Source organism: uncultured Salinibacterium sp. (assembly GCF_963974405.1).
In the GTDB taxonomy this organism is placed as follows: Bacteria; Actinomycetota; Actinomycetes; order Actinomycetales; family Microbacteriaceae; genus Rhodoglobus.
This window is the reverse complement of record NZ_CAXBBH010000001.1, coordinates 737,718-760,196: the sequence shown is the minus strand read 5'-3', so window position 1 is coordinate 760,196 and position 22,479 is coordinate 737,718. Positions and strand designations below refer to the sequence as shown.

20 protein-coding genes are annotated in these 22,479 nt (G+C 59.6%); 10 read left to right on the top strand and 10 right to left on the bottom strand.

Annotated features, from left to right (window positions below; translation table 11 throughout):
* Positions 1-8: 8 nt before the first annotated feature.
* Together AACZ26_RS03710 and AACZ26_RS03705 are read right to left on the bottom strand one after the other, a co-directional pair.
* On the bottom strand, positions 9-2,414 hold the full coding sequence (locus tag AACZ26_RS03710; RefSeq protein ID WP_339619232.1) for a UvrD-helicase domain-containing protein: 2,406 nt from the start codon (positions 2,412-2,414) through the stop codon (positions 9-11).
* Between the two features lie 12 nt (positions 2,415-2,426).
* Entirely contained in the window at positions 2,427-3,428 is a 1,002-nt protein-coding gene (locus AACZ26_RS03705) for a glycerophosphodiester phosphodiesterase family protein (RefSeq protein WP_339619231.1), read from the bottom strand.
* Between the two features lie 45 nt (positions 3,429-3,473).
* Here AACZ26_RS03705 and AACZ26_RS03700 point away from each other — a divergent pair, with 45 nt between their 5' ends.
* The 3 genes from AACZ26_RS03700 (at position 3,474) to AACZ26_RS03690 (ending at position 5,176) form a co-directional block, all read left to right on the top strand.
* Complete coding sequence (locus AACZ26_RS03700) at positions 3,474-3,794, top strand: DUF4190 domain-containing protein (protein WP_339619230.1); 321 nt, start codon at positions 3,474-3,476, stop codon at positions 3,792-3,794.
* Positions 3,784-4,293 carry a hypothetical protein gene (locus AACZ26_RS03695; RefSeq protein WP_339619229.1) on the top strand — a complete coding sequence of 170 codons (510 nt, stop codon included), beginning with the start codon at positions 3,784-3,786 and terminating at the stop codon, positions 4,291-4,293. The genes AACZ26_RS03700 and AACZ26_RS03695 overlap by 11 nt, the downstream gene beginning before the upstream one ends.
* Before the next feature lie 79 nt (positions 4,294-4,372).
* On the top strand, positions 4,373-5,176 hold the full coding sequence (locus AACZ26_RS03690) for a Bax inhibitor-1/YccA family protein (RefSeq protein WP_339619228.1): 804 nt from the start codon (positions 4,373-4,375) through the stop codon (positions 5,174-5,176).
* A 143-nt stretch (positions 5,177-5,319) separates the two neighbouring features.
* Here AACZ26_RS03690 and guaA read toward each other — a convergent pair whose 3' ends face one another.
* From guaA to AACZ26_RS03665, 5 genes are read right to left on the bottom strand one after another with little or no spacing between them, the layout of a single operon-like run.
* Positions 5,320-6,915 (bottom strand): glutamine-hydrolyzing GMP synthase, encoded by a 1,596-nt coding sequence (gene guaA / locus AACZ26_RS03685; RefSeq protein ID WP_339619227.1) that lies wholly within the window; start codon positions 6,913-6,915, stop codon positions 5,320-5,322.
* Complete coding sequence (locus AACZ26_RS03680) at positions 6,912-7,370, bottom strand: DUF3817 domain-containing protein (protein WP_339619225.1); 459 nt, start codon at positions 7,368-7,370, stop codon at positions 6,912-6,914. Before AACZ26_RS03680 ends, guaA begins: the two co-directional genes overlap by 4 nt.
* A 4-nt stretch (positions 7,371-7,374) precedes the next feature.
* Positions 7,375-8,205 carry an SURF1 family cytochrome oxidase biogenesis protein gene (locus AACZ26_RS03675; RefSeq protein WP_339619224.1) on the bottom strand — a complete coding sequence of 277 codons (831 nt, stop codon included), beginning with the start codon at positions 8,203-8,205 and terminating at the stop codon, positions 7,375-7,377.
* On the bottom strand, positions 8,202-9,929 hold the full coding sequence (locus AACZ26_RS03670) for a glycerol-3-phosphate dehydrogenase/oxidase (RefSeq protein ID WP_339619223.1): 1,728 nt from the start codon (positions 9,927-9,929) through the stop codon (positions 8,202-8,204). The genes AACZ26_RS03675 and AACZ26_RS03670 overlap by 4 nt, the downstream gene beginning before the upstream one ends.
* A 53-nt stretch (positions 9,930-9,982) precedes the next feature.
* The gene (locus AACZ26_RS03665; RefSeq protein WP_339619222.1) at positions 9,983-11,104 is read right to left on the bottom strand and encodes a GuaB3 family IMP dehydrogenase-related protein; all 1,122 of its coding nucleotides are present in this window, start codon (positions 11,102-11,104) and stop codon (positions 9,983-9,985) included.
* Positions 11,105-11,185: 81 nt separating this feature from the next.
* Here AACZ26_RS03665 and AACZ26_RS03660 point away from each other — a divergent pair, with 81 nt between their 5' ends.
* The 3 genes from AACZ26_RS03660 to AACZ26_RS03650 are packed head-to-tail and all read left to right on the top strand — an operon-like array spanning position 11,186 to position 13,622.
* Positions 11,186-11,842 carry a TetR family transcriptional regulator gene (locus AACZ26_RS03660; protein ID WP_339619220.1) on the top strand — a complete coding sequence of 219 codons (657 nt, stop codon included), beginning with the start codon at positions 11,186-11,188 and terminating at the stop codon, positions 11,840-11,842.
* A gap of 50 nt (positions 11,843-11,892) precedes the next feature.
* Positions 11,893-12,807: an ABC transporter ATP-binding protein gene (locus AACZ26_RS03655; RefSeq protein WP_339619219.1), complete on the top strand. Its 915-nt coding sequence runs from the start codon at positions 11,893-11,895 to the stop codon at positions 12,805-12,807.
* A complete protein-coding gene (locus AACZ26_RS03650; RefSeq protein ID WP_339619218.1) occupies positions 12,804-13,622 on the top strand; it encodes an ABC transporter permease subunit in 819 nt (272 codons plus the stop codon). The genes AACZ26_RS03655 and AACZ26_RS03650 overlap by 4 nt, the downstream gene beginning before the upstream one ends.
* Here the strand turns inward: AACZ26_RS03650 and guaB are convergent.
* Positions 13,619-15,121 carry an IMP dehydrogenase gene (gene guaB, locus AACZ26_RS03645; RefSeq protein WP_339619216.1) on the bottom strand — a complete coding sequence of 501 codons (1,503 nt, stop codon included), beginning with the start codon at positions 15,119-15,121 and terminating at the stop codon, positions 13,619-13,621. The two genes, AACZ26_RS03650 and guaB, sit on opposite strands and share 4 nt — an antisense overlap.
* A 280-nt stretch (positions 15,122-15,401) precedes the next feature.
* Here guaB and AACZ26_RS03640 point away from each other — a divergent pair, with 280 nt between their 5' ends.
* Genes AACZ26_RS03640 through AACZ26_RS03625 form a run of 4 tightly spaced genes read left to right on the top strand, consistent with a single transcriptional unit; the run spans position 15,402 to position 19,370 of the window.
* Entirely contained in the window at positions 15,402-16,682 is a 1,281-nt protein-coding gene (locus AACZ26_RS03640) for a branched-chain amino acid ABC transporter permease (RefSeq protein WP_339619214.1), read from the top strand.
* 9 nt (positions 16,683-16,691) lie between these two features.
* The gene (locus AACZ26_RS03635; protein ID WP_339619212.1) at positions 16,692-17,672 is read left to right on the top strand and encodes a branched-chain amino acid ABC transporter permease; all 981 of its coding nucleotides are present in this window, start codon (positions 16,692-16,694) and stop codon (positions 17,670-17,672) included.
* A 4-nt stretch (positions 17,673-17,676) separates the two neighbouring features.
* Complete coding sequence (locus AACZ26_RS03630; RefSeq protein ID WP_339620623.1) at positions 17,677-18,636, top strand: ABC transporter ATP-binding protein; 960 nt, start codon at positions 17,677-17,679, stop codon at positions 18,634-18,636.
* Positions 18,633-19,370, top strand: coding sequence for an ABC transporter ATP-binding protein (locus AACZ26_RS03625; protein WP_339619210.1), 738 nt, complete (start codon positions 18,633-18,635; stop codon positions 19,368-19,370). The genes AACZ26_RS03630 and AACZ26_RS03625 overlap by 4 nt, the downstream gene beginning before the upstream one ends.
* Before the next feature lie 371 nt (positions 19,371-19,741).
* Here AACZ26_RS03625 and AACZ26_RS03620 read toward each other — a convergent pair whose 3' ends face one another.
* Positions 19,742-21,019 carry an ABC transporter substrate-binding protein gene (locus AACZ26_RS03620; protein ID WP_339619208.1) on the bottom strand — a complete coding sequence of 426 codons (1,278 nt, stop codon included), beginning with the start codon at positions 21,017-21,019 and terminating at the stop codon, positions 19,742-19,744.
* Between the two features lie 171 nt (positions 21,020-21,190).
* Positions 21,191-22,447 carry an ABC transporter substrate-binding protein gene (locus AACZ26_RS03615; RefSeq protein ID WP_339619206.1) on the bottom strand — a complete coding sequence of 419 codons (1,257 nt, stop codon included), beginning with the start codon at positions 22,445-22,447 and terminating at the stop codon, positions 21,191-21,193.
* Positions 22,448-22,479: the final 32 nt, after the last annotated feature.

The following is a 22,479-nucleotide window of genomic DNA, read 5'->3' as shown; positions in this document are numbered from 1 at the left end:
CTTCGGAATCACAATTTCTCAATAGGAGCAATCTTGATGAGGAGGCGCTTGCGGCCCGCGGTATCGAACTGAACGTCAGCGATACTCTTCGGACCGGCGCCCGTCACTTGGTTCACGGTGCCATCACCAAAATCGGTGTGCCGGATGCGGTCGCCCGCCGCGAGCGTGAGGTCGCCGTTGTCGCGCACCGTTGCGGTGACCGCGTTGGCCCACTCGGTCTTCGCGCGCGGTGGTGCCGGAGGCAGACCGCCGGAGGCCGCTTGCCGCAGTGAGCCTGCCCACGAGCCACCACTCCCGCTGCCGTCGCGGCGCGCGTTGAGCGCTCGAGATTGGGTTCCGCCGCGCGAGTTGGCCATGCCAGGCGATTGCTTCCACTCGATGAGTTCGGTCGGAATTTCTTGCAAGTAACGGCTCGGCATCGCCACGTTCACTTCACCAAACTGGGCGCGAGTCATGGCGAGCGAGAGGAAGAGTCGTTTGCGGGCACGCGTGATGCCCACGTAGAACAGTCGACGCTCCTCGGCTGGACCACCCGGTTCGTTGGCCGACATGCGGTGCGGCAGAAGATCTTCTTCGACACCGGTGAGGAACACCGAGTCATATTCGAGGCCCTTCGCGGTGTGCAGCGTCATGAGCGACACTGTTCCGCTGGAGTCGTCGAGATCGTCGGCCGCTGCGACCAACGAAACTTCGGTGAGAAAGTCAAGAAGAGTGCCCTCGGGGTTGTTCTTGCCAAACTCCTTGGTGACCGCAACGAGCTCATCGACGTTCTCGGCGCGCGCCTCATCTTGAGGGTCTTGAGAGGCACGCAGCGCAGCAAGGTAACCGGAGCGTTCAAGAAGCTCGGTCAAAATGTCGGCGGGCTTGCTCGTCGCCACCTTCGCCATCACCTCATCGAGCACCTCGGCCAAGCCCACAATCGCTTTCCTCACCTTGGGGCCAAGGCCGAGCTCGGAGGCGTTGCGCATCGCATCGCGCAGGGTCATGCCACGGTCATCCGCCCACGCCTGCAACGCTGCTTCCGTGGCCGGACCAATTCCGCGCTTCGGGGTGTTCATGATGCGACGCAAAGCCAGCGGATCGGCCGGGTTAGCGACCGCAATCAAGTAACCGAAAGCATCCTTGATTTCGGCGCGCTCATAGAACTTTGTGCCGCCGAGCACTCGGTACGGCAGGGCCGCGCGAATGAAGATCTCTTCAAGCGCGCGAGTCTGCGAGTTCGTGCGATAGAAGACGGCGATGTCTTTGTAGGCAACGCCTTCGTCGTGCAGCTTCTGAATCTCATCGGCCACGAACTGCGCTTCGTCATGACCTGAATAGCCCGTGAAGCCGACGATCTTGTCGCCAGCGCCCACGGTCGTGAATAGCTTCTTATCTTTGCGATCGAAGTTGTGAGAGATCACCGCGTTGGCGGCATCCAGAATCGTCTGAGTCGAGCGGTAGTTCTGCTCAAGCAAGATCACGGTCGACCGCGGAAAGTCGCGCTCAAACTCGACAATATTGCGGATGTCGGCCCCACGGAACGCATAAATCGACTGGTCGCTGTCGCCAACCACGGTCAGCGAGGCGGCATCGAGCTCGTTGGTGTTGCCCTGCACGAGCACGCCGGGCGAGGTCTCGAACTGCTCAGGAGCCGGCGGCTTCGTCAGCTCGCGAATGAGTGAATACTGTGCGTGGTTGGTGTCCTGATACTCGTCAACCAGGATGTGCTTGAAACGACGCTGATACGTCGCGGCGATGTGGGGGAACGCCCGGAACAAGTAGACCGTCTGACCAATAAGGTCATCAAAATCGAAAGCGTTCGCGTCGCTGAGTCCGCGCGTGTAGCGGCGGAAAACCTCAAGGAACTTCTTCTCCGTCGGGTCGTTCATGTTGGCATCCCGCGCGAAACCGTCGACGTCGGTTAGCTCGTTCTTGAGCTGCGAAATGCGGTTCGCCGCTTTGCTGACAGTGAGACCGAACATGTCGGCATCGAGTTCTTTGAGAATGCGCTTGAGCAGCGCCTTGCTGTCGGCCGAGTCGTAAATGGTGAAGTTCTTGGAGAAGCCGAAGGCTTCTGCTTCACGCCGCAGAATACGAACACACGCGGAGTGGAAAGTAGAGATCCACATCCCTTCGGCGGAGTCACCGACAATCGCCCCCACTCGCTCGCGCATTTCTGCGGCGGCTTTGTTGGTGAAGGTGATCGCAAGAATCTGGCTCGGCCACGCTTCGCGCGAGCGCAACAGGCCAGCGATGCGGCGGGTGAGCACACTGGTTTTGCCAGACCCTGCACCGGCCACAATAAGCAGCGAGGGTCCGCGGTATTCGACGGCCTCACGCTGACGAGGATTGAGCCCATCGAGCAGGGGATCGCCAACGGGATTGCCGTCATCAGAGCGGCCAGGGTCAGTGGAGTCAAGAGCTGTCGTCATTGCCCCTCGACTCTACCCGCGCGCGGTGACCGCGAGGTCGGGTTGGTCGGCAAAGACGCCGTCGAGACCGGAATCCATAATGGTGCGAAACTCCGACATCCAGTTGCCGTAGTGCTCAGGTTGTTTGCTTGAACGGAGGTTCTTCGGCAAGAACCTGTTCTCGGCACGCAAAGTCCAACAGAAGACGAGCAACCCCGCGGCATGCGCCCGAGCAACGAGATCGTTCGTGCCCGTGAGGCTTCCCGCGAGATCTTTGACCATGAGCATTTTCTTATCGACGCTGATGCCATCGACTTCAGCCGCGAGCGTGGCAAGGCCAGCGTCGGTGAGGTGGTCGGCATAGCTGCGCGCTTTCGATCCGAAGCGCGCAATCAAATCAGACGGTGCCCCGCTCGACTCGAGCAAGAACACCAGTTGCCCCGGAATTCCACGATCCCGGATGCTGTGCAGCACACTCTGCTCAAACGATTCGATAATCAGGTTGTCGGCTGTCGCCCACCCGCTCACGTCTCGCGCGAAGAGCTCGTCGAGCGGCAGCCCGATCGAGGCGAAGTAGCTCGCGTGTTTGATCTCGGCAACAATTTTCAAGGGACGACGCGTCGCTTCTGGATGCTGATCAACGATCTCGAGCAGGTCGACCAATCGAAGAATCGGTGATCCATCATTGTGGGTCGTGCTCGCTTGCCGCACTGCGGGCAGCCGCTCCCGCGCCCGCAAGGTCGACAGTTCTTGCCACGTGAAGTCTTCAGTGAACCAGCCTGTGATCGCGTCGCCGTCAATCGTCTTCGAGGTGCGCCGAGCCGCAAATTCCGGATGCTCGGCAACATTGGTTGTGCCCGAAATCTCGTTCTCGTGCCGCAACACCAGCACGCCATCCCGCGTTGCGACAATGTCGGGTTCAACAGCATCCGCCCCCAACGTGAACGCAAGGTCGTAGGCAGCTCTAGTGTGCTCTGGACGATACCCGCTTGCCCCGCGGTGCCCGATCACAAGCGGGCGAGTGATGATGCTCATTGAGTCAAGAATATGCGCTTGACCTGCCCGCACTAATATTGGGGCATGCCCGAATGCTCGTCGTGTGCTGCCTCAGTGCAGCCGGAGTGGAAGTTCTGCATTTATTGCGGAGAGCCCACCTCGGCCGATGACGTGCGCCCGGCACCATTGGCTACTCCCCGAACAAATCCGATCGCGATTCTCGCGCTCATCCTCGCCGCCATCGGTGGAGCTCCCGCTCTCATTTTTGGGCATATCGCGATAAGCCAGATCAAGGAGACGGGCGAGCGCGGCCTGGTACTAGCCCGTATCGCAACAATTCTCGGCTACATCTGGGTGGTTGTGTGGGGCATCCTGTTGTATTCACTTCTCACCAATGGCAACTAGACGCTTCTCGCTCGCCCGCGACTGGGAGCCGACTCGACGCCTGCCGCTCAAGTGGGGGCGCTACGCCGACCGCTATATCTCCGGGCTTGTGCTCATCATTGCTGGCGCGATGCATCTGCAGGGCGCCAACAACTACACCCTCATCATCTTGCTCATCGGCACAACGTCGACTGTCGTGGGCTGGTCGATCATGCCCGCCCGAGGGTGGCGCCGGATGATCGTGGCCCTGCCTGCCGTCAGCCAAATCTGGATCATGCTCACGGGTCCCATGTCGATGTGGACCCTCGTGATTCCGCTGCTCTGTTGGCTCATCGTGCGACATCGACCACTCGTCTCGTATCTGGCTCTGGCCCTTCCTCTCGCCAACGGGATCATTCTGCCGCGGTTCTTTCAGGAGTATTCCTCTATGCCACAGGCACTCACCATTTCAGCGGTAGTGCTGATCGCTGCCGCCTGGGTCGCTCAAATGATCGCTCAGAGCGCAGCCAAGCGGCGCTGAAAAACCGGCATTTCTCAGCAAATTCCGGTAGTTTTGTGGTGCGTCACTAACGTGTGGCGCCACACCAAACAGAGGAATCATGGCACTCAATAACCCCGCTTTCTCCCGCGATGCTGCGTTTAGCTCGCGCGGCGGAATCGCCGTAGCGAACCAGGTATCCAACCAGCAGCTCAACGACATGTACAACCGCGAGTCGGCTCCCGACTCCGGCGACGTCATGACCGTCGAAGACACCATTGCCAAAACCGTCGGAGCATTCGCCCTCCTTCTTGTTGGTGCAGCAATTGGCTGGATCGCCGACATGCCCCTGCTCTGGATCGGCGCCGGGCTCGTCGGCTTCGTGCTGGCTCTCGTCAACATCTTCAAGAAGCAGCCCTCCGGCGCTCTCGTCCTCGCCTACTCCGCCTTCGAAGGAGTCTTCGTCGGCGGTATCTCGCGCTACTACGAAACTGCCTTTGGCGGTGTAGTCACTCAGGCCGTTGTCGCCACGATCATCGTGGTTGGTGTCACGCTGGCACTCTTCGCCAGCGGCAAGATTCGCGCCTCCAAGAAAGCCACCAAGGTCTTCCTCATCGCGATGGTCGGCTACGTCATCTTCTCGCTTGTCAACATGGTTCTCATGTTCACCGGTGCGACCGACGATGCGTTCGGTCTTCGCAGCGCTGAAATCCCGTTCCTCGGAATTCCTTTCGGTGTCGTGCTCGGTGTGCTTGTCGTCATCATGGCGGCATACTCGCTCGTGCTCGACTTCGACTTCATCCAGAAGGGCGCCGCCAACGGCGCACCTCGTGCCTACGGCTGGAAGGGTGCTTTCGGCATCATGGTCACCGTGATCTGGCTGTACCTCGAGTTGCTGCGCTTCTTCGCGATTCTTCGCGACTAACTTCACCGCGCATCGACAAAGCCCCCGTCACCTCGGCAGCAGCCGGGTGGCGGGGGCTTTGTTGTTAGCGCTTAGCGGCCTCGGCCGAGACGGCCTCGGCTCAAGACGCGTGAAGGCCAGAAATGGCCTTCACCTTCAGCGTCTTACTCCCACTCAATCGTTCCTGGCGGCTTCGACGTGACGTCGAGAACCACGCGGTTCACCCCATCCACCTCGTTGGTGATGCGGTTGGAAATCTTGGCGAGCACGTCGTACGGCAGGCGTGTCCAGTCAGCGGTCATTGCGTCTTCGGATGAGACCGGACGCAGCACGATCGGGTGACCGTAGGTGCGGCCATCGCCTTGCACGCCCACCGAGCGGACGTCAGCGAGGAGCACAACAGGGCACTGCCAAATTGTGTCATCGAGGCCAGCAGCGGTGAGCTCGGCGCGAGCGATCGCATCGGCCTTTCGCAGCAACTCAAGACGTTCATGCGTCACTTCACCGATAATGCGGATGCCGAGGCCGGGTCCAGGGAATGGCTGGCGGCCAACAATGACCTCCGGCAGTCCCAACTCGCGACCGATCGCGCGCACTTCATCCTTGAACAGGGTGCGCAGCGGCTCCACGAGCTCAAACTGCAGGTCTTCGGGGAGCCCACCGACGTTGTGGTGGCTCTTGATGTTGGCGGTGCCTGTTCCTCCGCCACTCTCCACGACATCCGGGTACAGGGTGCCCTGAACGAGGAACTTGACCTTCTCGCCGTCGCCCTGTGCTTCAAGCACGAGCGCTTCAGCTGCGTTCTCAAAGCTTCGGATGAATTCGCGCCCGATGATTTTGCGCTTCGTTTCGGGGTCAGTGACCCCGGCGAGAGCATCCATGAACTGGTCAACAGCGTCGACGGTGACGAGGCGAACACCGGTGGAGGCGACATAGTCCTCTTCGACCTGGCGACGCTCATCCTGACGCAAGAGCCCGTGGTCGACAAAAATGCAGACAAGCTGGTCGCCAACGGCTTCGTGCACGATCGCGGCGGCGACGGCGGAATCGACTCCACCGGAGAGACCGCAAATCACCTTCGCCGAACCGACCTGCTCACGGATGCGTGCAACCTGCTCAGCGATCACATTGCCGCTGTTCCAATCGGCGGGGATGCCCGCAGCATCATGCAAGAAATTCTCGAGCAGGCCTTGACCGTGCGTCGAGTGCTTGACCTCGGGGTGCCACTGCACTCCGTACAGCCCACGTTCTACGCTCGAGAAGGCGGCAACCGGAGTCGCTTCGCTGCTCGCCAACACCGCAAAACCTTCAGGAGCTTCCGTCACAGCATCGCCGTGACTCATCCACACCGTTTGCTCCGATGGCTGATCGCCCAAGAGGTTTCCGCCGCCACCCTGAACGGTCATATCAGTGGCGCCATATTCGCGCAGGCCCGTCTTCGCGACAGTGCCGCCGAGCTGGCGCGCCATCACTTGGAAGCCGTAGCAAATACCAAAAACAGGAACCCCCAACTGAAGAATTCCCGGGTCGAGGTCGGGTGAGCCGGGCTCGTAGACACTCGAAGGCCCACCACTCAGCACAATGCCAGCCGGGTTCTTTGCCGCGATCTCTGCGGCGGTGATGGTGTGAGGAACAATCTCGCTGTACACGTTCGCTTCACGAACGCGGCGTGCGATCAATTGCGCATACTGCGCGCCAAAATCGACGACGAGAACGGGACGAGCGTTCGTGTCTGCGGACGGTGCCGTGGTGTCGGTCATGCAGTTGCCTTTGCGGAGTCAGCGCCGGCCGCGTGAGCAGCTGCAGCGGATTCGAGTTTCGCGATCTTTGCCTCAACGAGGCGAGGTACCTGACGTTCGAGGAAGAACGACAGAAGAGGGATAACGCCGCCGAGAGCGATGTAGAGGAAACGCAGGAACGAATACCGCGTCAAGCGCCAGAGGATGAAATCGGCAGCAACGTAAAACACGTAGAGCCAACCGTGAACGATCAGGATGATCGTCGAGACGTTGATGCCCTGCACGAGTTCCTTGGGCGTCAGCGTCAAAAAAGCGGAGGGGCCATTGAGCTCGATGTCGCCGCCGAATCCATAGCGAAACACCATCATGAGGCACAGCACGAGCAGGAAGGTACCTGTGATGATCGACGACACCTTGTAGAACGACAGGGTGCGACGAATGTTGGGAATATCTGAGAGCCGGGGACCGAGAGCCATGGTTCTAGTCTACGGCGGGGTGAGGGGTGGGAGCTTCCCGTTCCTCTTCCCACACATCCCGCACGAGGCGGTACCAGAGGAAGACAGCGAAACCAGCAAACACGACCCATTCGACCGCATAGAACACGTTGAGCAGATTGATCGAGACTTCGGTCGACGGCGGCGGAGAATCGATCGCCTCAAGATCAGCAGGCGCCTCGAAACTGACCACGTAGCCGCCATAGGTGCCAGCCGGAACCTCGGCCCAGAGATTAACGAGTTCCGAGACCGCGAGAGCAGTGCGCTCCCCCTCCTCAAAATCAGACTGTTGAGGTGACTCAGTCGGCAACAGTCGCCCGGTGAAGGACGACGCGGGAGGGGATGCTTCTAAGCGGTCGATAGCGGATGCCGCGGCATCCGAAGTCGCAGCCCAACCAAGTGCGATGGCCACACTTGCACCGCTCGGCTCAACCCCGTGTGCCACGACCCAGTACCCCATACCCTGAGCGTCGTTGTTGCGCCCGGAGAGGATCACGTAGTCGCCGGCAACAAGTTGCGCCGTGACGGATACTGCTCGCCCTGTAGTGAGGTAGGAAAGCGGTTCTTGCGCTGTGGCCAGTGAGTCGAGCGGAACAAGAGCCTCGCTCTGTTGTTCAGTAATCTCGCCACCCTCAAGGCTTCGACTGAGCTGCCACTGCCCCAAAGCCGCAAAACTGGCGGCGATAGCGAGTGACAGTATGAGCGCACCAATCCAGCGGGGGCGACGCGCAATCTGCCACATCGTGGCCGGCTCGGTTGCGTGCGCCGGCTCGGTTGCGTGCGCCGGCTCGGTCAAGGGGGAATGGCTCGTACTCACTGGCTAACGATATCTGGTGCTTCGAGGCGAACCCTGTCAGCTGACTCATCGTCTGGTTCCAACTGGCTTGCCAACTCGGCATCAACGCGCTGAACGTAGCGTTCAACTTCAGTGCTGGTTCGCGCTGCGTCCCAGCCCAAAACACCCGCCATAAGTTCAGCAGCGACGGGTGCAGCGGAGACGCCGCGGTCCCATGCCTCAATCGATATACGAGTACGGCGAGCCAACACATCATCAAGGTGGAGAGCACCCTCGGCACTCGCCGCATACACAACCTCGGCCGCAATGTAATCGTCTGCACCGGGCAGAGCTTCGGCGAGAGACGGGGTCGCGAGCACGAGATCGAGCACCTCGGTCGCCAGCACGCCGTAGCGGTTGAGCAAGTGTTCGACGCGCGTCTTGTGCACTCCGTAGGTGCGCGCAAGGACAGACCGTTTATTCCAGGCCGCTTTGTACCCTTCAGCACCGAGCAGCGCGACATCTTCTGTGATGCTCGCAGAAATCTTGCCATCGAGGGCATCGACGGCGGCATCCACGGCATCCTTGGCCATGATGCGGTAGGTCGTCCACTTGCCTCCGGCGACGACGACGAGCCCAGGCACGCTGTGCGCCACGATGTGTTCCCGGCTGAGTTTGGAAGTCTGGTCTGATTCGCCGGCGAGCAGCGGCCGTAGCCCTGCGTAAACGCCTTCGACGTCGGCCCGCGTCAGCGGAACGGCAAGCACCTTATTGACGTGTTCGAGCAAGTAGTCAATGTCTGCGGCGGTTGCTGCTGGATGTGCCTTGTCGAGATCCCAGTCGGTATCAGTCGTGCCGATGAGCCAGTGTCGACCCCACGGAATCACAAAGAGAACGCTCTTCTCCGTGCGGAGAAGTAGCCCGATCTTTGACTGGAAACGGTCGCGCGGCACAACGAGATGCACGCCCTTCGACGCGCGCACCTTGAACTGGCCGCGCTCTCCGACCATCGCTTGAGTGTCGTCCGTCCACACGCCAGTCGCGTTCACAACCTGCTTGGCACGAATCTCGAAACGCTCGCCCGTCTCCACATCGTGGGCCAATACACCGACGACGCGCTCCCCCACCTTGATGAAGTCTTCGACTCGAACGCGGTTTGCCACGTGAGCCCCATAGTGACTCGCCGTGCGTGCGAGGGTCGACACATAGCGCGCGTCGTCGACTTGGGCGTCGTAGTAGGTGAGTCCGCCACGGAATGCATCGCTGCGCAAACTTGGTGCTGCGCGAAGCATCTGGCCGCGAGTGAGATGACGGTGATGAGGAACACCGGGAGGCCGACCGCCCGTGTAGCTCAGAAGGTCGTAGAGCAACATTCCCGCACCGATATATAAGCGCTCGAAGACCGGTTTCGTTACCGGATAGAGGAATCGAACCGGCTTTACGAGATGCGGCGCAAGGCGCTGCAAGAGCAAACCGCGCTCCTTGAGCGCTTCCCGCACCAAGCGAAAGTCGAGCTGTTCAAGATAGCGGATGCCGCCGTGCACGAGTTTCGATGAACGACTCGAGGTGCCCGAAGCCCAGTCACGCGCTTCCACCATGCCGACGTTCAGGCCGCGGGTTGCGGCATCCAGAGCACTACCGGTGCCGACAATGCCGCCACCGATCACAAGAACGTCGAGCTCAGTGTCTCGCATGGCAGCAATAGCTGCTGCGCGCTGCTCGGCACTCAGCGGTGCTTTTGGGGCAATCGATCGGGGCTTGACCATTGTTTTCTCCTCCAGCGTATGGCGTTGTGCCTGAGCGCAGCGCTCGGTTGTACCTACAGGGTGTTATAGGGCGCGACGACCACGTCGACCCGTTGGAATTCTTTGAGATCGGAGTAGCCGGTCGTCGCCATCGAGCGGCGAAGCGCACCGATGAGGTTCGACTGGCCATTGGGATGAGTCGAAGGACCATTCAGAATTTCGGCGAGAGGTGCAAGCTGCCCCACCTCAACACGATTGCCGCGCGGCAGTTCAGAGTGGTGAGCTTCTTGACCCCAGTGGTAGCCGCCACCAGGAGCATCCGTCGCGCGAGCAAGCGTGCTGCCGAGCATGACAGCATCCGCACCCACAGCAATCGCCTTGACGATGTCTCCACTCGTGCCGAGCCCGCCATCAGCGATGACGTGAACGTAACGACCGCCCGACTCATCCATGTAGTCACGACGAGCGCCAGCAACATCAGCAACGGCTGTAGCCATCGGAGCATGAATGCCGAGACTCGTGCGCGTGGTGCTTGCAGCGCCGCCCCCGAAGCCGACGAGCACTCCAGCTGCTCCCGTGCGCATGAGGTGGAGTGCTGCCGTGTAGGTTGCAGCGCCTCCGACGATCACGGGGACATCGAGCTCATAGATGAACTCTTTCAAGTTGAGGGGTTCGCTCGTCTTAGAAACGTGCTCTGCGCTGACGGTCGTGCCACGGATGACGAACAAGTCGACTCCGGCATCCACGACGGTCTGGTGAAGTTCTTTGGTGCGCTGCGGGCTGAGAGCACCGGCAACGGGCACTCCAGCTTCGCGAATTTCAGAGAGGCGTTGCGCGACGAGCTCTGGCTTGATCGGCTCCGCATACAGCTGTTGCATACGAACAGTGGCCTGATCGGCGGGAAGACTACGAATCTCTTCGAGAACAGGCTCGGGGTTTTCGTAGCGGGTCCAGAGGCCCTCGAGGTCGAGCACTCCGAGACCGCCGAGCTTGCCCATCGCAATTGCTGTTGCTGGCGACACCACGGAGTCCATGGGAGCGGCAATCACAGGAATGTCGAAGGTGTAGGCGTCAATTGTCCAGCTCACCGAGACATCGCGAGGGTCACGCGTACGGCGCGACGGCACAATAGCGATGTCATCAAAGGAGTACACGCGGCGAGCGCGTTTGGCACGGCCAATCTCGAAATCATTCACTACTCCAGCCTACCGCGCCGACGGTAGGGTGCGACCTGTCCACCGTTGACAATCATTGAACGTACGTTTAGTTTATTAAACATGCGTTCAAGAGCAGACGACTCAACCACGAAAGCGCGTATCCGTGACGCCGCAATACTCCTCATCGGGCGCACCGGCTTTGCATCAACTAGCGCTCGGGCCGTCGCAGCGCACGCGGGCGTCAGCGCCGGCCTCGTTATCCACCATTTCGGGAGCATGCGCGAGCTCAAGACCGCGTGCGATGACTTCATCATCACCGAAATCTCGCACCGCAAGGCCGGAGTCGGCGACGGCGACGTGAGCGCAGCCCTCAACGAGTGGTACGCCGACCTCGAGACGTACGAACCTTGGCTCACCTACCTAGGACGCCTCTTCACTGATGATTCGGAGGCGGGAGCTCATCTCTTCGACCGCTTCGTCGACCTTTCCCTCGACATGCTCGCGCACGGAGTAGCCAGCGGAAGCGTGCATCCGAGCGACGACGAACACGCTCGAGCAGTCCTGCTCGTCACTCACAGCCTGTCGATGCTCACGCTTCACAACCACATCGCGCGCAGCCTCAACAGCGCGCACCTCAGCCTCGACAGCCTCAGCCGAATGGGCAAAGCCGCTGTCGAGGTCTATACCCACGGTGTCTACACGGACACTTCCGCGCTCGACGCGACGCGCCAAGCCGCTGCTACCGCCACCGCTACCGCTACCGCCACCGGATCTTAATCACTGCACCATGACTCACTTCACGAAAGGACGAGGCTGCGGCCTCCCACATGACTCTCGCTATCGAAACCCGCGCGCTCACTAAGCGCTACGGGCGCCACACCGCCCTCGAAAGCATGGACCTTGCCGTCGAAACCGGCAGCGTTTTCGGCATGATTGGCCCCAACGGTGCAGGCAAGACGACCACCATGCGACTCCTCCTCGACATCATCCGTCCCACCTCGGGCGAGGCCACCGTGCTCGGTCGCTCACCGATCAGCGGCGGTGCAGCACTGCGTCGCGAGATCGGCTTTCTCCCCGGAGAACTGCTCCTCGAGGGCCGAGTCACGGGGCGAGCATTGCTCAAGCACTACGCCGAGATCAGCGGTCCCGTTGCCACCGGCCGCATCCATGAACTCGCTGAACGCCTCGGGCTCGACCTCAGCCGCCACGTCCGCACACTCTCCAAAGGCAACAAGCAGAAACTTGGACTCGTGCAAGCGTTCATGCACGAACCGAAACTTCTTGTGCTTGACGAGCCAACGAGCGGACTCGACCCCCTCGTGCAGCAAGAGTTCCTCAGCATGGTTCGCGAGGCCCAACACAACGGCCAAACAGTCTTCCTCAGTTCGCACGTGCTCAGCGAGATCCAGAGTGCCGCCGACCAGGTCGCAGTGCTCCGTAACGGTGCGATTGTGAAAGTAGGCGATGTCGCGAGTTTGCGGGCGAGTGCCGTGCGCCGCGTTGTCGTTGACTTTACGGATGCCTCGGCCGCGAGCATCCACTCAGCCTTGGCTGCACTGCCGCAGCTTGACAACCTCACCATCACTGAGGGGGATGTGATTCAGGTCACGGGCACCGTCGAGGGACACATCGATGCCCTCGTCAAGGCGATTGCGCCCTTCCACGTCGTGGACCTTCGCGTCGAAGAGCAAGACCTCGAATCCTCGGTCATCGATCTCTACTCGAAAGAGGCACGCAAATGAGCAAACGCACGGGTAGAAACGTCCTCCCACTCACGCGGCGAAATCTCGCGGACTCGTGGCGGGGACTGCTCGGATGGTCGATCGGAATTGTTGGCGCAATCGTGCTCTACGTGCCGCTGTATTCATCGTTCTCCGGCGATAACGCGGGCTTCGACGAGGTAATCAAGTCACTCCCGGATGGCCTAGCCAGCACCCTGGGGTTCGAAGACCTGTCGAGTGGTGCGGGTTACGTGCAAGCCACGTTCTTAGGCCTCATCGGTTTCGTCCTCTTCACAATCACCGCCACGCTCTGGAGTTCAGCGGCGATAGCGGGCGATGAAGAATCGGGTTCACTCGAACTGACCCTCGCGCACGGCGTCTCGCGCGTGCAGGTCATGATCGAACGAAGCCTTGGCGTGATCCTGCGGCTCGTCTGGCTGGCCGCGCTGTCCGCCACGCTGATCCTTGCGCTCAATGACTCGTCGGGAATCGATCTTGAGACGGTCAATGTAATCGGTGGATGCTTGGCGCTGCTCAGTTTGGCAGTGCTCTCGGCCAGCTTCGGCCTCGCCGTCGGAGCGATCACCGGTCGCCGATCGTACGCGTCAGCCGCGGCAGCCGGAATCTCGCTGCTGGGCTACGTTCTGAACTCGGTCGGCAACCAGAGCGCCGATGTTGAGTGGCTTCACACTGTGTCGACCTACCACTGGGCGTTCGGCAATTCGCCCTTGCGCGAGGGCGCTGATGGGGGCGCCCTCACGGTCATCTTTGGCGCATCCGTGGTCGTGCTCGTGCTCGGCGGCCTCGTTTTCAACCGCCGAGACGTCTCGGCCTAGCGGCGGTAGTTGGGCGCCTCGACGACCATCTGGATGTCGTGCGGGTGCGACTCTTTCAAGCCCGCAGCAGTGATGCGCACAAACTTGCCCTTCTGCTGAAGCTCTTGAATCGTGCGAGCTCCCGTGTAGAACATCGACTGACGGAGGCCACCAAGGAGTTGGTACATGACGGTGGATACAGGGCCACGGTAGGGCACTTGCCCTTCAATACCCTCGGGGATGAGCTGGTCATCTGAGGGAACATCGGCCTGAAAGTAACGGTCGCGGGAATACGAGGTCTTCTTGCCGCGGGTCTGCATTGCACCAAGAGAACCCATTCCGCGGTAGCTCTTGAACTGCTTTCCGTTGAGGAAGATGAGATCACCCGGGCTCTCGTCTGTTCCCGCAAGCAGCGAACCCAGCATCACGGTTTCAGCACCGGCAACGAGGGCCTTAGCGATATCGCCGGAGTACTGCAGCCCACCATCAGCGATGACAGGGATGCCGGCCTCCCGTGCCGCGAGTGACGCTTCATAGACAGCAGTAACTTGGGGCACTCCGACACCCGCTACAACACGAGTCGTGCAAATCGAGCCAGGACCGACACCGACCTTGACGGCATCCACTCCGGCATCGATGAGGGCTTGGGCTCCTGCGCGAGTGGCAACGTTGCCGCCAATGATGTCAATCGCATCGAATGACGAGTCAGCCTTCAGACGGCGGACGATATCGATAACACCAGCGGACTCGCCGTTGGCTGTGTCGACGACGATGAGGTCAACACCGGCATCGCGCAAACGCTCCGCACGCTCCCACGCATCACCGAAGAACCCAATTGCCGCTCCCACGCGCAGTCGACCTTCTTCATCTTTAGTGGCGTTGGGGTACTGATCAGTCTTTTCAAAGTCTTTGACCGTGATGAGTCCGCTGAGCTTGCCAGCCTCGTCAACGAGAGGCAGCTTCTCGATCTTGTGCTTGTTCAAGATGGCGATAGCACCATCGCGGTCGATTCCCACCGGGGCGGTCACAAGAGGCGTCGGCGTCATGACGTCACGCACGAGCACGGATTCCATCTCGTCTGGCTCGATGAATCGCATATCGCGGTTGGTGATGATTCCGACGAGTATTCCGTCTTCTTCGATAACGGGAAGACCCGAGACGCGGAACTGGCCACACAGGGCATCAACCTCGGCAACAGTCGCCTGTTGCGTAGTTGTTACCGGATTGGTAATCATGCCGGATTCACTGCGCTTGACCTTGTCGACATAGGCAGCTTGATCGTCAATAGAGAGGTTGCGGTGAAGCACCCCAAGACCTCCGTTGCGGGCCATCGCGATGGCCATTCGCGCCTCAGTAACAGTGTCCATCGCCGACGAGATGAGGGGCGAAAATACCCGGATTCTGCGGGTAAGACGTGAACTGGTGTCAGCATCGCTCGGAATTACGTCGGTGTGGCCGGGCAACAGCATGACGTCGTCATAAGTGAGGCCGACGAAGCCGAAGGGGTCGGGCTGTTCCATGTTAAATCTTCCTTACGGCGGGAGCGTGAAACCGGCGATCTTGTGTTAAATCTCCGGCCAATCAATATTAACGGGTTTCCCACTAGAACATTCCCCCGCATAATGGCTTCACCGCTTTGTACCCGACAAGCATTTGTATGTCGGACCGCAATCGGCCGGTGTCGTCAATGCCGTCGACACATCAGAACCCGCGGGATTCTTGAGTCCGGCTGGGTCCCTTCCTGGAGGTCCTGTGAACACAGCGGATTATCGCCGCACGCGACGGAAAAATAGACGAGGAGTGCTTGTTGCACTCATAGTTGCTCTTTCTGCCGCCTTCTCTCTGATGGCCATGCCTGCCATGGCCGACGAGGTTAACGTCGACGAATACGACAACAGCATCATTGGCAACGTCAAGCTCAATAGCGAGCCTCTCGAGGGTGTACTTCTCACCGTCTCTGGTGGCGGCTATGAGGTTGAAGTAGCCACGGATGCTGAGGGCCGCTGGAAAGTCGGCGTGCCCGAAGGAGACGAATTCAGCGTCACCCTCGACGAATCAACACTGCCCGACGGCATCGCAGTGATTGATGAAACCGGCGAGGATGACACCCCGAACGTTAAAGAGGCGATGATCGGCCCGAGTGGCTCGACCGTCATGAACTTCTTTATCGGTCGTGGTGAACGCAACGTCACGAGCTTCTTCGACCAGTTCGTCGAGCGCATTGTCAACGGCGTGAACTTCGGGCTGATGCTCGGCCTTGCTGCCATCGGCATCTCCCTCGTCTACGGAACCACAGGTCTCTCCAACTTTGCTCACGCAGAAATGGTGACCTTCGGTGCGGTGATGGCACTCATAGTGTCGGTCGACCTCGGTTGGCCCATTTGGATTGCGATACCCCTTGCCGTACTCCTCAGCGCCGGCTTCGGGTGGTCTCTCGATGCCGGGCTTTGGAAACCGCTGCGAAAGAAAGGCGTCGGCGTCGTTCAGCTCATGATCGTATCGATCGGTCTTTCGCTCGCGCTGCGCTACACGTTCCAGTACTTCCGTGGTGGTGGAACCGAGCAATTGCCCGGCTCTGACTCCCCCGACATTCCGCTTTTCGGATCGGTATCTCTCAGCCAGACCAACATGATCAGCATGATCATCAGCATCGTCGTGATCTGCATCTTCGCGTGGTGGTTGGTCAAGACAAAGGTCGGTAAAGCAACACGAGCAGTTTCAGACAACCCGTCTCTTGCTGCTGCATCCGGTATTGACGTTGACCAAGTCGTACGCGTCGTCTGGATCCTTGCCGCCGCGATGGCTGGCCTCGCGGGCGTGCTGTGGGCTTACTTCCGTCCGGGCATCCGCTGGGATATGGGCGCACAGATTCTGCTCCTCGTCTTCGCCGCGGTCACCCTCGGTGGACTGGGAACAGCATTCGGTGCGCTAGTCGGCTCGATCATCGTCGGAATCCTCGTCGAGACCTCAAGCCTCTTCATCCCATCGGATCTCAAATATGTGGGTGCGCTCGTCGTGCTTATCGTGATCCTGCTGTTTAGACCTCAGGGCATCCTGGGTCGCAAAGAGAGAATAGGTTAGGGGCCGCTCATGGATATTCTGCAAATTCTCTCCAACACCGGGTCATCACTGATTGCACCGGCAACGATCGGATACGCCCTCGCAGCGCTCGGTCTTGCCATGCACTTCGGCTTCACCGGTTTGCTCAACATGGGTATGGCCGCCTTCATGGCGATCGGTGCCTACGGTTACGCGATTTCCATCCTCACCTTCGGTTTCCCGTGGTGGGGTGGCATGCTCGTCGGCATCGGCGGCTCGCTCGTGTTCGCGCTGATCCTCGGTATTCCCACGCTGCGCTTGCGCGGCGACTATCTGGCGATCGTCACAATTGCGGCCGCTGAAGTTGTGCGTCTGTTGTTCCTCACGACAACCTTCGACGAATACACCGGTTCTGCCGACGGACTCAGCGGATACCACACGAGCTTCCGCGCATTCAATCCCATTCCGGATGGCACTTATGGCTTCGGTCCGTGGGAGTACAACGCCAACGGATGGTGGGTTCGAATCTTCGGAATCACCATTCTCGCGCTTGCCGCCTTCATCCTCTGGGCTGTCATGCGCAGCCCGTGGGGTCGTGTGATCAAGGGAATCCGTGAAGACGAAGACGCAGTGCGCGCTCTCGGCAAGAACGTGTTCTCGTACAAGCTGCAGTCGCTCATGCTCGGTGGCGTCTTCGGTGCGATGGGCGGAATCATTTACGCCCTTCCCGCCTCCGTCAACCCCGGTGTCTACGTAACGTCACTGACGTTCTTCGTCTACACCGCACTACTGCTCGGTGGAGCCGCGACGATCTTCGGACCAATCATCGGTTCCGTGATCTTCTGGGGCGTTCAAACTCTCTTGAGCAACCTGCTTCCTGCTCTGGTCAACATCGGCGTCCTACCGTTCATGACCACGACGCAGTCGCAGACGGTGCGTTTCATCCTTGTGGGTGTGGCGCTGATGCTGCTCGTGATCTACCGACCACAGGGCATCCTCGGCAACAAGAAGGAGCTGACCTTTGTCAAGTAACGACATGCCGGCCGCGCCGGTGGAACGCGCAAAAACAACCGGGCTCCACAAGGGGGACATCGTTCCTGGCGTCGCCAAGGTTGATCCGATCATCATCGCTGATGGCATCCGCCGCACTTTCGGCGGCCTGACGGCTGTCAACGTTGATCACGTCGAGATCCCCCGCAATGCGATTACTGCGTTGATCGGTCCCAACGGTGCTGGTAAGACGACCCTGTTCAACCTCTTGACCGGCTTCGATAAGCCTGACGAAGGAAAGTGGACGTTTGACGGCCACTCTCTCGCCGGCATGGGCGCGCACAAGGTTGCTCGACTTGGCCAAGTTCGTACGTTCCAGCTCACGAAGGCTCTCGGGCTTTTGACGGTGCTTGAGAACATGAAACTCGGCGCGAAGGATCAGATCGGGGAGAACATCTTCCGCGGCATGATCCCGAGCCTCTGGCGCAAGCAAGAAGCCGAGATCGAAGAGCGAGCAATTGTTCTGCTCAAGAAGTTCAAGCTCGACGCCAAGTCATCCGACTTTGCAGCCAGCCTCTCCGGTGGTCAGCGCAAGTTGCTCGAAATGGCTCGCGCCCTCATGAGCCAGCCGACGCTGGTGATGCTGGATGAGCCGATGGCTGGAGTCAACCCTGCGTTGACCCAGTCGCTGCTCGACCACATCCTCGATCTCAAAGAAGAGGGCATGACTGTGCTCTTTGTCGAGCACGACATGCACATGGTGCGTCACATCGCCGACTGGGTAATCGTGATGGCCGAAGGTCGAGTCGTCGCTGAGGGTCCACCGGATCAGGTTATGAAAGACCAGGCGGTCATCGATGCATACCTCGGTTCGCATCAGGATGTCGACCTTGGTGTGGTCACTGGCCGCATTGAAGGCGACCTCAACACTGCCGCGATCGATCTCGCCAACGAGGTTAAAGAACTCGACGAGAACATCGCTAAGCGCAAGGAGACTGGCAAGTGAACGCTATCCCCACCGAGAACGCGGTAGTCCACGTCAAGGACCTCACTGCGGGCTACCTCCCGGGCGTAAACATCCTCAACGACTGCAACCTGGTCGCCAACCCCGGCGAGCTGATCGGAATTATCGGCCCAAACGGTGCCGGCAAGTCGACTCTGCTGAAGGCAATCTTCGGACAGGTGCAGGTGCGCGGCGGTTCGATCACCCTCAACGGTGATGACATCACAGGGCTCAAAGCAAACAAGCTCGTTTCGCGCGGTGTTGGTTTTGTGCCGCAGAACAACAACGTGTTTCCGAGCTTGACCATTGAAGAGAACCTTCAGATGGGCCTGTACCAGAACCCGAAGATCTATGACGAGCGCCTCGAGTTCGTCACTGGCATCTTCTCCGAGTTGAAATCGCGCCTCAAGCAGCGCGCGGGTTCGCTTTCGGGTGGTGAGCGTCAAATGGTCGCGATGTCTCGTGCGCTCATGATGGATCCGCACGTTCTGTTGCTCGACGAGCCGTCTGCTGGGCTCTCGCCGGTCAAGCAAGACGAGGCATTCATCCGCGTATCGGAGATCAACAAGGCGGGCGTGACCACAATCATGGTGGAACAGAACGCTCGTCGTTGCCTGCAGATCTGTGACCGCGGTTACGTTCTCGACCAGGGCCACGATGCTTACGAAGGCACCGGCCGTGAGCTGCTGAACGACCCCAAGGTGATCGGTCTTTACCTCGGAACCCTCGGAACCTAGCTTCTCCGCATCGATCAAGGCCCCATCCGGATTCGTCTGGATGGGGCCTTTTCGCGTCCCCGCACGTGCGTCACTCCGGGCCCAGATACGTGTGTCGGCGTCATCGCTCCCGCGCACGGACACGGTGCCACGAGGTGCGGTGCCACTCAGCGGTCCTCAGCGCCCCTCTAAGCGGTCGTAATGCGCAGGTACAGCTATGGATGACATCAGGCGCAACTCAATAGCCCACAGGGCTACCTGATGCCGTTTCACGTTCAGTCGTGTGATGGAGATAACCCTGAGATTGTTTCAGCACCGCTCTGGGCGCACGAAAAAGGCCCCAACCCTAGAAGAGGGTTGGGGCCTTTCTCATAGCGCTACTGGGCTAATTATTAGCCGTTGTACGCGCTGTAGGTGTTGTCTTCGCCGTACTGGTAGATTCCGATCTGCGCTTCGGTGGGGTCACCGAGCTCATTGAACGTAATCGGACCAGAGATGCCGTCGTAGTCAGCGGTGCCTCCACCGTTGATGATCTCAGCACAGTCAGCGAAGGAGGTGCACTTCTCGCCGTTGCCCGAACCACCCGATACTTCCTGAAGCTTCTCAGCGATCGCTGCAGGATCGGTCGATCCGGCTGCGAGAGATGCGAGAGCAAGGAGGATTACCGAGTCGTAGGACTCTGCTGCGTAGCTGAACTCGCCGAGTTCAGGCTGTCCGGTGCCAACGTAGAAGTCATTGAGTGCCGTCGTGAAGTCAGCAATCGTGTCTACGCTCAGACCGGGGAGGGTTCCCTTGGCACCGGTGAGGGTGCCAGCAGCGAATTCGTCACCGAAGTTCGCGAGGTTACCGTCTACGAAGTAGAGGTTTTCGGCGGGGAAGCTGCTGACGATGCTCGGAAGCATGGTCGACACTTCTTCGAAGGTGATCAGCGCGATGGCGTCAGGGTCCGAAGCAAGAACTTCGGAGATCTGAGCATCGAACGTGGTGTCACCGGTGTTGTAGGTGGGCTGAGAAACAACCTCACCACCGGCTGCTTCGAATGCTTCCTGCGTGAACTTGGCAAGGCCTGTTCCGTAGGAGTCATTGAGAACAATCATTCCGAGGGTCTCGTGACCATCGGCAGCGATCAAGTTACCAAGAACCTCACCCTGGAGAACGTCGGAAGGAGCGGTACGGAAGTACAGTCCCTTGTCGTCGTAGTCCGTGAACGCGGCCGAGGTGTTTGCCGGCGAGAACTGAATTACTCCAGCGCCAACAACCTGGTCAATGAACTGAAGCGAAACACCAGAGGATGCTGCACCAAGAATTGCGGAAACGTCTTCACCGAGGAGGCGAGGAATTTCAGTCTCGTATGCCTTGTTGTCGGTGTCGCCGGAGTCGCCCTGAATGAGGTCGACAGTGATACCGGCATCTGCTTCGTTGATCAGCGATGCTGCGTACTCGGTACCAGCGATCTCGGGCGGGCCGAGGAATGCGAGGTTACCGGTTACGGGCAGAGCCGTTCCGAGTTTCAGCGTCAGGTCGCCACCATCGTTACCGGAAGGTGTTTCCCCTCCGTCAGTTGCACAGCCAGCCAGTACGAGTGCGCTTGCACCGACGATTGCGAGACCGCTCAACAGGGTCCGCTTGGACCGCGATGGGGAGGCCGTAGCCTTCGCGAATACGCTCATGTTGCTCCTTGCGTTTCGAATGTGTTCAGGAATCAAATGTGGCACTACCGTGTCGCCACACTGTCAAGCTATGCCCACCCGGCACATCCGCACAATACGTCTGTACTACAGCCTTGTAACGCTCTTGGTAATCGTTACCATTCGTAGACTATTGAGAAACGCGTAACGTTCTCACTTAATCCGGGTGTACACGTTGTCGCTACCGTACTGGTAAATACCGATGATGGCGCCCTGTGGGTCACCATTGTCACTGAGGGTTATTGGGCCCGAAACACCGTCGTAATCTACGGTGCCGCCGTCGAGAACGATCTTCGCGGCATCCGCAAAATTGACGGCAACTTCGCCATCTCCACTACCACCAGAAACCTCTTGCAACTTGCTCGCGATGCCTTCTCCAGAGATCTTCTGTGAAGCCAAAGCGGCGAGGCTGGCCAAGATGACTGCGTCATAGCTCTCAGCGGCGTAGCTGAAATCTTTCAGGCTCGGATTGATCTCAAGCAGTCGATCGGTGAAATCTGAAATCGTCGCGATGTCCAGTCCCGGATGCGTCACGATCGACCCCGTCAAACTTCCTGCAGCGAATCCGGAACCTCGCTCGCCCAAGGAAAGTCCGCTGAAGAACAACTGGTCGCCGGAGTATCCTGCGGCGATGAAAGCCTTGGCGATCTTTTCCGCCTGCTTCGAACCAACGATGGCTACCGCATCCGGCTTCGCTTCAATGGCTGCCGCGATCTTGTCGTCGAGACCTGTCGCGTCTTCGTCGATGCTCTCTTGGTAAAGAACCTCGCCACCACCGCGCAAGAAGGTCTCGCTCACCGAGCGGGGAAGTACCGCGCCACACAAAACGTCTTCGGAAAGGATCGCAATTGAGCCATCAACTCGGTCCGCCATCTCAGCGCCAAGGGCTGAGCCCTCAAGTGCGCACGAAGGCGAAGTGCGCCAATACAGCTGGCTATCGTCGTAGTTGGAAAAATCAGGAGAATCGTTGGCGGGAGAAATCTCCACGACTCCCGCATCTGTGATCTTGTCAATCACTTTCTTCGAGATACCGTTCGAGAGTCCGCCAATAATCACCGTGGCGCGAGCGGCAAGCAGTTCTGTTGCAGCGTCTTCCGCAGTAGTTCCTGTGGAGTCTCCAGAATCACGGGTCTCCACGTTCACCGTGAGGTTGGCGTTTGCGTCGTTGACGTCTTGGGCCGCCAGAGCGATTGCGGCAGAAACGGCCGGGCCAAACTTTTCGAGCGCTCCGGATTCCGGAACGAGCGCACCAATCGTGAGGGTCAAATCTTTGGGCGCTGAACGTTCTTCTGCAGGCTCTTCAGCCGAGCATCCGCTCAAGACGAGCACTGCGGCGAGCACGCCAGCAACTGTCGCGAACCCACGACGGGCTCGGCGCGACACGGGTGATCCAACGGGAATGGAAGTCATCACAGTCGCTCCTATCTACCGCTCGACACAGA